This is a genomic window from Psychrobacillus soli, from assembly GCF_006861775.1.
Lineage (GTDB): Bacteria > Bacillota > Bacilli > Bacillales_A > Planococcaceae > Psychrobacillus > Psychrobacillus soli.
The window spans coordinates 64,511-77,141 of sequence record NZ_VDGG01000011.1; the positions used below are offsets into that span (position 1 = coordinate 64,511).

A 12,631-nucleotide genomic window follows, 5' to 3' on the forward strand; every position below is an offset into this window, starting at 1 on the left:
GGTGTATACACATGACAATACCAGTAATTATCGATTGTGATCCAGGAATAGATGACGTAATGGCGCTAACACTTGCCTTTGCACATCCAGAACTAGATATCAAACTTATCACAACAGAACCAGGAAACCAAACACAAGCAAAAACAATACACAACGCACTTGCTTTTACTAGTTATATGAAAAAAGATATCGAGATTGCTAGAGGTTTAGATAATCCTTTTTTCCGTCAGCTTGAAATCGCCGATGAAGTACACGGTGACAATGGACTTGGGGATGTCCTTTTTCCACAGCCAACTATCCAATTAAGCAATAGAACAGCAATAGAAGCGATGAAAGAAACACTCTTATCTAGTGACGAACAAATCGTGCTCATTGCAACAGGACCTTTAACAAATGTTGGTGCCCTACTACTAGCGCACCCAGAAGTAAAATCAAAAATTAAATATATCTCTTATATGGGTGGGGCTGCAGTAGGTGGAAATATGACTCCTACCTCAGAATTTAACGTATATGTCGATCCACACGCTGCAGACATTGTCTTCCGTTCCGGTATTCCAATTATTATGAGCGGATTAGACGTAACTCATAAAGCATACGTTACAAAAGAGGAATTAAACCAAATAGAAGCAATTGGTACTGATTTTGCACAAAAAGTTGTTCAAATGCTTCGTTTTTATGTACACGCAGCTAAACAAACAGCATTTCATGAGGATGATTTTGAAAGTCGTATACGTTTACATGATTTATGCGCAGTGTCTTATGTATTAACACCTGAATTATTTGAAGGTGATGATTGTTATGTGGCAGTTGAGCTAGAAGGCAAACTGACAGCCGGAACAACGGTCGTAGATTATGAACAACGAACTGGGCTTCCGCATAATGTGAAAGTATTACATACGGTTCACAGAGAGAAGTTTGTTGAACAATTTCTGAGTGCCGTTCAAACAATGAGCCGACAAATCGGCTAAAAAGAGCAAAGGGGGAGAAATAAATGAAACGTAGCTTTAAAGACGATTTTAATATGATGGCGATGTTGTTAATACCGATTGCAGTGGCAGTGAACCTAGTAGGATTTCAGTTAGCCAATGTCCTACGCTTACCAATTTTCTTAGACACGATTGGCACTATTATAGTTGGGGTTATTGCTGGCCCTTGGGTTGCGTTACTTACAGGACTTATCACAAATTTAATTAACGGTATCTTTAATCCTGTTTATTTTCCTTACGCATTAACATCTATAGCAATTGGTGTTGGCGCAGGTTACCTTTCCAAGTACGGTTTTTTCAAAAGTGTACCCAAAACAATTATTTCCGGAATTATTATTACTTTTATAGCAGTTATTGTTTCTGCGCCTATCACGGTATTTGTCTTCGGTGGAGTAACAGGAAATACTTCTTCACTTATTACTGCTGCTTTCTTAGCTTCAGGTCAACAATTATGGTCGGCAGTTTTCTCTTCTAGCTTTATCACGGAGATTGCAGACAAAGTTGTTTCTGTATTGATCGTATTCTTTATCGTAAAGGCCATGTCAGATCGTTATTTATCCAAGATGAATTATGGGCACTTGTACATGAAACGAAATAACAAAAAATAATTCTTATTCTTCCCGTTTAGCTATTAATTAAGTTTTTGAACGGGAAGAAATTATTTTTATAAGGGGCGTATGTAACTTGAAACAAAATATATTACTTCAACTTCATCCTATGACAAAGTTCTACTTCACTCTCTTTCTCTTTGCGATAGTACTCATTTTGCCAGGGTACTTATTTTCTTTTGCCCTCTTCCCTGTTTTGTTACTAATAGCATTGTTTGCGGGCGTTTTGAAAGAATTTCTTAATATTGTTTTAAAAGCGCTACTAAGTGTGTTAGTCATCATTTTCATTATGCAGATGTTATTCTACCCTGGGGAAAATGTACTTTGGGGATGGGGAATCTTCGAAATTAAACAAGAAGGATTACTATATGGCCTATTGCTTACATCCCGCATACTTGCAATTGGATCTGCTTTTATCCTATTTTTCCGTATAACAGAAGTGCGAGATTTCGTGAAATCATTGGAAGATATAGGATTACCTCCAATGGGTGCCTATGTCGTTTTATCAACACTTCAAATCATTCCGGAAATGCGTCGTCAAGCAAATACGATTATGGAAGCGCAAAAAACGCGAGGTGTCGAAACTGAGGGTTCCGTACTTGTACGTGCTAAAGCGTTTATACCAACATTAACGCCTCTTATCCTATCATCTATTGCAGGAACAGAAGAGAGAGCAATCACATTGGAATCTAGGGCTTTTTCTGCTCCAGTCAAAAAAACAAGTTTGCACCAACTCACGAAAAGTAATATCGACCGAGCTCTTCCAATTATATTTGCATTGATTGTTATTGGTCTATTAGTATGGAGGTTTTTCTTTTGACAGCTATGATTGATTTAAAAAATGTATCTTATCGATATCCAGTCAGTGATGACTCCGTGTTAAAAAATATTTCATTTTCAATTGAAAAAGGAAAATTCACTGCAATTATTGGCAATAACGGCTCTGGAAAAACAACATTATGTAATACAATACGAGGCTTTGTTCCCCATTTTTATAAAGGAGATTTAGATGGAGAAGTAATAATAGATAATACAAAAATTACAGATTACCAATTAGGACAACTTGGAGAAAAAGTCGGATATGTATTCCAAAATCCATTTATCCAAGTATCGGGAGTAAAAGACAATGTATTTGAAGAAGTAGCATATGGTTTAGAAAACCTCGGCGTTCCAGTCGAAGAAATTAAAGTTCGTGTAGAAGAAGTACTAAAACTAGTCAAAATCGAATATTTGCGTGACAAAAATCCTTTTGAACTTTCAGGTGGACAAAGGCAAAGAGTAGCACTTGCGTCTATTATTGTAATGGATCCAGAAATATTAGTAATCGATGAACCAACTTCTCAACTAGATCCTATTGGTACACAGCAAATATTTGAAATTATACGTCTGATGAAAGAGCGTGGAAAAACAATTGTTTTAGTAGAACATAAGATGGATCTAATCGCAGAATACGCGGATGATCTGCTTGTCATGCACAAAGGAGAGCTAGTTATGCAAGGTCCAGTTCGTGATGTATTGGCGGATCCTGCGTTTGAAAAATATCAAATTCAATATCCACATGTTACGGAAATAGCCCTTCAATTACAGAAATCAGGTATCCCCCTTTCTTTCCTACCGATTCGTGATGAAGAATTAGCCGAAGCATTAAATAGAACGGGGGTAGCTGTTCATGACTGAACTTCATTTAACTAATGTAAGCTTTTCATATCCAGATGGAACAAAGGCGCTAGAAAACCTTACACTTTCTGTCGCCTCTGGAGAACGTGTAGCCATTGTGGGTCAAAATGGGGCAGGAAAAACGACAGCAGTTAAGTTAATGAATGGATTATTAAAACCTACAGAAGGCACTGTTCTAGTTGGAGACTGGGACACAAAAAACCACACAACAGCGCAAGTTTCAAGAAAAGTAGGCTATGTGTTCCAAAATCCGGATGATCAAATATTCCATAATGATGTAGAGTCTGAAGTTCGTTTTGGTCCCAAAAATATGGGATTCGAACCTGAACGAGTAGATGCACTTACTACTTGGGCGATGAAATTATGTGGAATCTCTGAATTTGCAGAAGAAAATCCTTATAACTTACCATACTCTGTTAGAAAGTTTGTAACAATAGCATCCGTATTAGCTATGGATTCAGATATTATCATTTTAGATGAACCTACTGCTGGACAAGATAAAATTGGTTTACAAGTATTAGGAAACCTACTTCGAGTATTAGAAGAAAAGCAGAAATCTGTCATTACAATTACGCATGATATGGAGTTTGTAACAGACTATTTTACACGCATTATAGTAATGGCAAACCGACAATTAGTAGCCGATGATAATGCACAAAAAGTCTTTTATAATACAGAGGTTTTAGAAAGAAGTATGTTAAAACCTCCCGCTGTTGCCCAAATGGCAAAATTACTTGATTTCTCTCCAGGCATTTTATCAAAGCAGCAATTAATCAAAGCAATTTTAGCACAGCGCAGTTTATGAAAGGAGCGAAATAATACGTGAACATCACTGTTGTAGGTAGTACTAATATAGACCTTGTATACACGGTACCACATATCGTGAAAGCCGGAGAAACATTACACAGCACAGAACATGAACTGTTTTTTGGAGGAAAAGGTGCCAATCAAGCGGTAACTGCTAGTCAATTAGGGGCTAATGTCGAATTTATAGGCAACGTCGGAGCAGATGATTTTGGGGAACAAGTAAAGCAAAACTTACAAGAAAAAGGAGTAAAGACCGAAGCTGTACAAAAAATCGGCTTGACTGGTCAAGCCATTATTCAAGTAGCCGATTCTGGAGAAAACTCTATCGTACTATTTCCTGGTGCAAATTTTCTTGTTACAAGAGAACAAATATCCGCGGCAAAAGACAAAATAGAAGCAAGTGACGTTCTTCTTTTACAATTGGAAATTCCTATACCCGTGGTCGAGGCTGCTGCAGAAATTGCTGCACAAAAAGGGGTACATATTATTTTAAATCCAGCACCTGCACAACAAATAAGCGATTCATTACTTGGTAAAATTTCCATCCTAACACCAAACGAAACCGAGTTAGAAATGCTAACTGGTTTAAAAACTAACAATGAAGAGGACTTGATCCAAGCTTGTTCTCTATTGATTCAAAAAGGAGTAGGGGCAGTAGTCGTGACATTAGGAGAAAAAGGTTCCTATTATATGAATAGCAATGAACATGGATATGTACAAGCAAATAAAGTAGAAGTAAAAGATACAACAGGTGCGGGTGATGCGTTTAACGGTGCTTTAGCAGTAGGTTTACGTCAAGGAAAATCATTACGAGAAAGCATTTTATATGCATCAAAAGTTGCAGGATTCGTTGTTACACAAATGGGTGCACAACCTCCTATTCCCCATTCTTTTCGAGTAAACAAATAATGAAATCAATCATTTATTTACTCGTTCTCAGTTTTTTATGGGGGTCTGCATTCATGTGGACAAAAGAGCTTTTAGATGTTTTTAAGCCTCCTACTATTGTTTTTTTTCGTTGCCTATTTGGTTTAGTTGCTCTTTTACCGTTTGTATTACTCCAAAAAAATCGAATACATCTGAAAATTCGTCCATTTTTTGTATTCGTTCTAGCTTTAGGTGCTGCCATCCCTTGGAATATTATGGCCTTCTCTCTTCAAGGAATTGATACAAGTTTAAGCGGAATATTAAACGCTACCACTCCTTTATTTGCTTTACTATTTTCCGTAATTATTCTAAAAGCAAGACCTCTTTGGAACCAAGCGACCAGTCTATTAATAGGATTTGTGGCAGTTACCGTGTTAATACTTTTTTCTAGTCAATCTACTGGCGTTCAATTTTCCATTTTCCATGCTTTTCTTATGTTCGCTGTTACAATGGCATACGCATTAAATTCCATATGGATAAAAAAGTATTATACAAATATCCCTACTATTCACTTAGGTTTCTGGACACTTTTTATCTCGGCAATAATAAATGGTATTATCAGTGTCTTTATGGAACCGTTTGCATTTAAACACTTAGGATCATGGGAAATAATCTTACCACTTCTCATATTAGGTTGCCTGTGCGCTGGGCTTGGCTATGTTATTTTTTATCAAATCATTTCCATTGGAGGGCCTATTCTTGCATCAATGGTTACATTTATCAGTCCTTTTGTTACGATCGTTCTAGGTATTTTCTTTTTACAGGAACCATTTCATTTAGGGATAATAATTGGAATGCCGTTGATGATTTTAGGCTTATTGCTCATGAATATACATATATTTAAAAGAAATGTTACACTGATTAAATCAGGATATATCCCGCCCAATATAATAAATGAGGACAATGCACGTAATGGGGATAATGCATCTTAAAGTATCCACTAAGATTTTTTGCTACGGGGTGGACGCTTTCCTTGGGGTGAGCAATAAGTCATCACTGGAGTCGCCACCCCTACGCAAAAATCAATAGAAATGCTAACTTATGGAGTGACGATATTAACAATAAATGGTTGAATGAGACAATATAATCTGCCAATGCGCCAATAATACTATTGAACACCACAAAACTGTCTAGCAAATGCCGGCGAGGCGAGTTTTGAGGGCTTTTATGCATATTATTCCTATAATATGTCGAAATCATAGTCGTCTCACTCCAAGTAAACTTGCTATTGTAAGAATTAGTTGCTTTCATTTGTAATTTAGTTGCTCTCGCATCCATTTTAGTTGCTTTCAGACTAAAAATAGTTGCTCTCAATAGCTGTTTGATTGCCCTTAGCCATTCTTTGGAATTTATTAATAGATAACTGCATAATTTTAGAATCTCATACGATGATACGAGATCCTACAGGAGCGTTAGCGACTTAGTGGCTCTTTGCTCTTTCGGTGGAATTCGTTGCTTCTAACCAATTATCCCCAGAAAAAAAAGCTATCTCCGAGAAATATTTCCCGAAGATAGCTTCCATTTGTTAGGTTAACCCATAATATTGTAACCAGAATCGACGTAAACGACTTCTCCCGTTACCCCTCTAGATAAGTTCCCTAGCAGTCCAACTGTCATATCGCCAACTTCATCTGCTGTTACATTTCGTTTTAATGGCGCAGTTTCTTCGATTTTGTGTAAAATCGTATTGAATGAAGAAATCCCTTTCGCAGCCAATGTACGTACTGCGCCCGCCGATACTGCATTCACACGAATATTATGTTTCCCTAAATCAAGCGCCAAATATTTAACAGAAGCTTCTAATGATGCTTTCGCAATTCCCATTACGTTGTAGCCTTCTAATACGCGCTCTGCTCCTAAGTACGTCATCGTTACAATAGAGCCGCCTTCTGTCATAAATGGTGCTGCCTCGCGAGCTGCTGCAATTAGTGAGTATGCACTTGTATCTTGTGCAAATGCATAACCATCTCTAGTCGTTTGTAGGAAATCATTTTTCAAATCTTCGGCATGTGCAAATGCTACAGAATGGACAACTCCGTGAATTACCCCTACTTCGCTTCCAATTTTTTCGAATGCAGCTTTAATACTTTCATCGCTATTAACATCACATTCCACGATTAATTTTGCTTCAAAGTCATTATTCGCTAATGCTTTTTCAAGTTTTCCTAAAGAACGTTCTTTACGGTACGTGAAAATAACATTTGCGCCGACATCAAATAGTGATTTTGCTACTCCCCATGCAAGACTACGCTCGTTCGCAACACCCATTACTACGATATTCTTATCTTTTAATTGGATTAAATCTTTCATATGAACCTCCATTTTATTATGCTAATATACTATACCTATTATTAGTACCTGTTACTAATTTTATCATACCATATTTCTCCCCTTTTGCACTATTCTCTGAGCATATCTTTACGTCACAAGGGTTTTAATGTCTGTTCCGTATATCTTCAACCCTTTTTTTACTTGATGTTCCCACGTTCTTACCCTGCCGCATCCCTACCGTCATAGGAACCTCGACCATAGACGAGTTTTCTTTATATCTTTTGATTTTTTGGAAAAACAATTTCAAAACATGTCCCAACTCCAACTTTGCTTTGCACTTTTACTTTTCCATGATGTTTGTCAATAATCCAATTTGCAATAGCAAGCCCCAGACCAGCTCCCCCTTCTTCTGTCCGGGATTTATCCACTTGAAAAAAACGATCAAATATTTTGGATATATTTTCTTCCTCAATACCAATGCCATTATCCTGAACTTTTACGAAAACGGAATGAGATGTCTTGGAACAAAAAATTAAAATTTTTCCTCCCTCTTTCGTATACTTCATCGCATTATCTAATAAAATGATCATTAATTGATGGATTCTCTCCTTGTCTCCGTTAAGAACGACAGAAGTTGGTGTATCTAATACAAGTTCTTTTTCTTGATATAAAGCTATTTCTGAGTAATGTTCGATTAATTCGTTCAACAAATCACTTAACGAAAACTCTTTTTTCTCCATTTCTACCTGATCTGAATCTGAACGCGCCAATGTAAGCAAATTGGCAACCAGTTTTGACAATCGTCTCCCCTCTTTTGATATGACCGATATATCAATTGCTTTATCCTGTATAGTAGAAGTCGGGGAACGCCACAATAGATCTGTCTTAGTCTGGATAACAGCTAAAGGTGTTCTTAATTCGTGAGAAACGTCTGACACAAACTGCTGCTGCTTTTGCCATGCTTTTTTAATGGGAACTAGCGCCCTGCCAGCCAAAAAGAATCCCGCACCAACCGCACACACACTTCCAATAATGGAACCGATAACTAAAATTAATAGCAATGATTGAAGCATGTCTTTTTCGGAAGTAGTATTTCGAACAAATTGTACCGTTATTATTCCCAAATTAGGATGATACACTTTTATTGCAATGGTTCTAAAGTGGAACCCTTCTGCTTCTGTGTCTTGAAGCGTCTCTAATTCTTTAGGGAGAAACCTTGATTCATTGTCGGTAAAAATTGTTCCTTCCTCTTTTAAGGTAATCAGTTGATTTTTTTCATCCCATATTAGCAAAGATATACGGGGGTCTCTTGGCCCTATTGGCAATCGATCCAGCTGTCCATGTTGTTTTGGCTCTGCTAAACGCTCTACCGCCTCAAGTAAATCATCGTTTACATCGCGATACAAACGCGACCCAGCGTAAGAATAAATAACCGCTGCAAGAACACCAATTAAAATGATAAAAACTAATGAATTTAAAATAGTGAGTCTGATGCGAGTTCGTTGAAACATATCCTTCTCTCCTACTGTTTCTTCAGCATATATCCTATGCCGCGTACCGTTTGAATATCTTTATGATATCCAAAAGGCTCCATCTTTTTGCGAAGATGATGAACAAATACTTCTACTATGCCGATTGTCGTATTAGAATCGAATCCCCATACTCGATCGTAAAGCTGTTCTTTCGTCAAGATTGCACCTTTATTTTGAATCATATATTCTAACACTTCATACTGTTTTAACGTTAGTTTTATAGGATGTCCATCTACTAAAATGGCTTTGTCTTTTCCAAATAATTCAATCCCTTGATATTGAATGGTTTGATTTGTCGTTAGACTGCCGCTCCTTCTCAATAATGCTCGAATTCTTGCTTCCAGTTCTGGTGCTTGAAATGGCTTCGTCAAGTAATCGTCTCCTCCAAAGTCCAATCCCCTGACCCGATCTCCTAATGAATCTTTAGCAGTCAAAAATAAAACAGGGGTCTTAATATGGCCCCCGCGTATCTTTTGTATAACCTCAAATCCATCCATTTCCGGAAGCATAACATCAAGGACAATCAAATCATATATATTTTGCATGGCCATAAATAGCCCTTCTTCTCCATTTTCTGCGCAATCCACTTTAAATTCTTCAGATAAAATTTGGTTAATAGACTGTAGTAAATCTACATTATCTTCTACTACTAATATACGCATCCTATGTCTCTCCTTTCTTACATAATAACAAAACAAAGCGTTCGCAGTACACGAATCGCTTTGTTTTTTCTATTCATATCGAAGAGCTTGAATCGGATCAAGCTTAGACGCTTTGTTTGCTGGAAATACACCGAATAAAATTCCAACCAATAAAGAGAAGCCAAATGATAACAGCATGACAGGTACAGAATAGGTAATTGCCGTTCCTGTTAGTAATGTAAATACTTGGGCACTTATTATCCCAATTCCGACCCCTATCATCCCCCCAAATGAACTTAATACCATTGATTCTATGAGGAATTGTAGAAGAATATTTCCACGTTTTGCTCCAATTGCTTTTCTAATACCAATTTCCTTGGTCCGTTCTGAAACGGATACAAGCATTATATTCATAATACCAATCCCACCTACGATAAGAGAAATTGCTGCACTTCCACCTAACAATAACGTCATGGTTTCATTTACAGATGATGCAGTTTCCATTAAATCCTTTTGGCTTGATACACTATAACTATCGGCATCTCCTACAATCGAATACATCGTTCTTTCAATAAGGTTTGATACGAAATTTATCATATCTTCATTTTCTACCTTCACATACGTAGTCCCAATATTAGTAGTAGAAGCTAAGCGCTGGCCTGTGCTAAGTGGCACAATAATCATATTATCTCCGCTCGTTCCTAATGAACTTCCAACTGATTGAAGAACTCCAACAACTTTATAGGATGTTCCGTTCACCTTTACATACTCTCCCACTGGATCACCCAGTCCGAATAATGTTTGAGCTGTGTCTGAACCAAGCACGGCAATTTTGGAATGATTATCATGATCCAAGTCTGCAATGAAGCGTCCTGATTGCAGTTGTAAATCACGGACATCCAAATAAGAGGAAGTTGTTCCAATCATGGACACCTGCGTGTTATTTATTCCGTTTTTTACAGTTACTCTCCCTGACACTGTCGCTGCAATTGCTTCAATACCATCGACATCCTGAATCTGTTCTACGTCTTCTTCTTTAAATGTTACATCGGAACCCGTGACCGTTAGAGTTAATACATTTGTACCTAGGCTGCCAATTTGATCTTGTACTTCTTTAGTTGACCCTTGTCCTATCGCAACCATAACTATAACAGAGGATACACCGATAATAATCCCTAACATCGTTAGAAAGGATCTTATTTTATTTGCTTTGATGCTTTTCAGTGCCATTTTGAGTGTCTGCAAACCATTCACCTCCATTCTCATAGAGTTGCCCATCGTGAATACGGACAACACGTTTTGCTTTTTTGGCAACGTCTAAATCATGTGTAATGAGAATAATGGTATGCCCCTGCTCATTTAATGACTTCATAATCTCCAAAACTTCCTTACTTGTTTTACTGTCCAGTGCACCAGTTGGTTCATCTGCTAGTAAAATAGGAGGGTTTCCAGCAAGCGCCCGCGCAATTGCAACACGTTGCTGCTGCCCGCCTGATAATTGGGGCGGCAAATGCTTCGCTCTATCTACTAACCCTACTTTTTTTAACGCCTCTAGAGCAATTTCGCGTCTTTCTGTTGCTTTTATTCCGCGATAAATGAGCGGAAGTTCTACATTTTCAACGGCCGTTAATTTGGGGATAAGATTGAAGTTCTGAAAAATAAAACCTATTTTTTCGTTTCGAATGGTCGCAAGCTTTGAACTCTTCATTTTCCCTACTTCTTCACTATCTAACAAAAATTCACCTGAATCTGGTCGATCTAAACATCCGATCATGTTCATAAAAGTTGACTTTCCGGAACCCGACGGACCTATGATTGAAATAAAATCACCCTTTTGAATATCGAGGGAAACACTTTGAAGAGCCAACACCATTTCGCCGCCAAGCTCATATGCTTTCTTCATGTTTTTAATTTGAATAATCGGCTCATGAATAGTCATTAATTCCCTCCTCGTCCGCCTGATGGAGCTCCACCTCCAAATGATGGGGATCCGCCTCCATTTCTTCCACCAAAGTCACCACTTGGGAAACCACCGCCACCTTGGAAGCCACTGTTTGGCATCATCATTCCTCCTAAGGAAGAATTACCACTAGACTGTACTATCGGTATTTGAATGGACTCCCCTTCTGCTAACCCACTTGTAATTTCTACATACGTATCATTTGAAATTCCAGTTTCTACTGTTACTTTTTTTGCAGATTGTGTGGAATCACCAGAAGTTGCAAGAGCTAGTACATATTTTTCATCTCCGCTTTTATACACGGCTTCTACCGGTACGTAAAGTGCCTCTTCTTTACTCTCTATGGTGATACTTGCTTCTGTTGACATACCAATTTTCAAGCTTTTTGGATCTGTAATTTGTACAGTAACGTCAAATGTAGAAACCCCATTTGATGATATTCCTTCATTTGCTACTTTCGTTACCTCCCCTGCAAATGTTTCATCTTCAAATGCACTCGCTGTTATTGTTACCAACTGCCCAACTTGAACTTTTGTAATATCTAATTCATCTACACTAATGGTTGTTTGCAATGAACTGTAATTTGTAATATGTGCAACTATAGCTGAACCTTGCACAGAATCACCGTTTGCAACAGAAAGACTCGTGATTGTCCCCGCAAGCTCCGTCTGTAGGATGCTTCCATCTGTAAAGGTTACAAGTGTTGCACCTTGTTCTACAACATCGCCTTCTTTTACACTGACCGTATCCACTGTCAAGCTACTTCCACCACTTAAGCTATCTGAAGTATTATTGTCTCCTCTTGTTATGGGAGAAATAATCCCATCTTCATCTTCTATACGAAGAAGGATAGCTCCTCGTGTAGCCCCATTGCCGCTTTCTACATTAACTTCTGTGATTTCTCCAGCATATGGAGCCTTAACAACAAGCCCATTATTAAACGTTATAAGCGTTTCACCTTTATATACTGTATCGCGAGATGCTACACTTACGCTATCTACTACAAGAATTGTATTTTCCACAGTTATATCTTGATCTGTAATTGCTGTAACCGAACCTGAACCACTAACCGCTACCTCTAAGTTTCCTTTTTGTACGGTTGTTGTTTGTGCTACAGCTGCAACACTTTGAGCTTGATCTTTTTTACCTAAAAAAAACCAGCCACTTACTCCTCCTATTACAACAATAATTGCTGAAATAATAATCCACTTTTTCAAATCTC

13 protein-coding genes are annotated in these 12,631 nt (G+C 37.8%); 7 read left to right on the top strand and 6 right to left on the bottom strand.

Features of this window, described 5'->3' with window-relative positions; translation table 11 throughout:
* Nucleotides 1-11 precede the first annotated feature (11 nt).
* The 7 genes from FG383_RS06805 to FG383_RS06835 all read left to right on the top strand — a co-directional run bounded on the left by FG383_RS06805 (nucleotide 12) and on the right by FG383_RS06835 (nucleotide 5,937).
* Nucleotides 12-968 carry a nucleoside hydrolase gene (locus FG383_RS06805; RefSeq protein ID WP_142606266.1) on the top strand — a complete coding sequence of 319 codons (957 nt, stop codon included), beginning with the start codon at nucleotides 12-14 and terminating at the stop codon, nucleotides 966-968.
* Between the two features lie 23 nt (nucleotides 969-991).
* The gene (locus FG383_RS06810; RefSeq protein ID WP_142606268.1) at nucleotides 992-1,594 is read left to right on the top strand and encodes an ECF transporter S component; all 603 of its coding nucleotides are present in this window, start codon (nucleotides 992-994) and stop codon (nucleotides 1,592-1,594) included.
* Between the two features lie 76 nt (nucleotides 1,595-1,670).
* Nucleotides 1,671-2,414 (top strand): energy-coupling factor transporter transmembrane component T family protein, encoded by a 744-nt coding sequence (locus FG383_RS06815; RefSeq protein ID WP_246096886.1) that lies wholly within the window; start codon nucleotides 1,671-1,673, stop codon nucleotides 2,412-2,414.
* Between the two features lie 5 nt (nucleotides 2,415-2,419).
* Entirely contained in the window at nucleotides 2,420-3,271 is an 852-nt protein-coding gene (locus FG383_RS06820; protein ID WP_142606323.1) for an energy-coupling factor ABC transporter ATP-binding protein, read from the top strand.
* A complete protein-coding gene (locus FG383_RS06825) occupies nucleotides 3,264-4,076 on the top strand; it encodes an energy-coupling factor ABC transporter ATP-binding protein (protein ID WP_142606270.1) in 813 nt (270 codons plus the stop codon). The genes FG383_RS06820 and FG383_RS06825 overlap by 8 nt, the downstream gene beginning before the upstream one ends.
* A 17-nt stretch (nucleotides 4,077-4,093) precedes the next feature.
* The gene (rbsK, locus tag FG383_RS06830) at nucleotides 4,094-4,987 is read left to right on the top strand and encodes a ribokinase (protein WP_142606272.1); all 894 of its coding nucleotides are present in this window, start codon (nucleotides 4,094-4,096) and stop codon (nucleotides 4,985-4,987) included.
* The gene (locus tag FG383_RS06835) at nucleotides 4,987-5,937 is read left to right on the top strand and encodes a DMT family transporter (protein WP_142606274.1); all 951 of its coding nucleotides are present in this window, start codon (nucleotides 4,987-4,989) and stop codon (nucleotides 5,935-5,937) included. Before rbsK ends, FG383_RS06835 begins: the two co-directional genes overlap by 1 nt.
* Nucleotides 5,938-6,535: 598 nt before the next feature.
* On the opposite strand, the gene fabI is transcribed toward FG383_RS06835, so the two are convergent.
* From fabI to FG383_RS06865, 6 genes are all read right to left on the bottom strand, one after another.
* Complete coding sequence (gene fabI / locus FG383_RS06840; protein WP_142606276.1) at nucleotides 6,536-7,315, bottom strand: enoyl-ACP reductase FabI; 780 nt, start codon at nucleotides 7,313-7,315, stop codon at nucleotides 6,536-6,538.
* A gap of 233 nt (nucleotides 7,316-7,548) precedes the next feature.
* Nucleotides 7,549-8,787, bottom strand: a complete 1,239-nt coding sequence (locus FG383_RS06845; RefSeq protein ID WP_142606277.1) for a sensor histidine kinase — start codon at nucleotides 8,785-8,787, stop codon at nucleotides 7,549-7,551.
* Nucleotides 8,788-8,798: 11 nt separating this feature from the next.
* Entirely contained in the window at nucleotides 8,799-9,470 is a 672-nt protein-coding gene (locus tag FG383_RS06850) for a response regulator transcription factor (protein WP_142606279.1), read from the bottom strand.
* Nucleotides 9,471-9,539: 69 nt separating this feature from the next.
* The gene (locus tag FG383_RS06855) at nucleotides 9,540-10,703 is read right to left on the bottom strand and encodes an ABC transporter permease (RefSeq protein WP_342782132.1); all 1,164 of its coding nucleotides are present in this window, start codon (nucleotides 10,701-10,703) and stop codon (nucleotides 9,540-9,542) included.
* The gene (locus tag FG383_RS06860; protein WP_425467634.1) at nucleotides 10,651-11,388 is read right to left on the bottom strand and encodes an ABC transporter ATP-binding protein; all 738 of its coding nucleotides are present in this window, start codon (nucleotides 11,386-11,388) and stop codon (nucleotides 10,651-10,653) included. The genes FG383_RS06855 and FG383_RS06860 overlap by 53 nt, the downstream gene beginning before the upstream one ends.
* Complete coding sequence (locus FG383_RS06865) at nucleotides 11,388-12,626, bottom strand: HlyD family efflux transporter periplasmic adaptor subunit (RefSeq protein ID WP_142606281.1); 1,239 nt, start codon at nucleotides 12,624-12,626, stop codon at nucleotides 11,388-11,390. The genes FG383_RS06860 and FG383_RS06865 overlap by 1 nt, the downstream gene beginning before the upstream one ends.
* Nucleotides 12,627-12,631 lie beyond the last annotated feature (5 nt).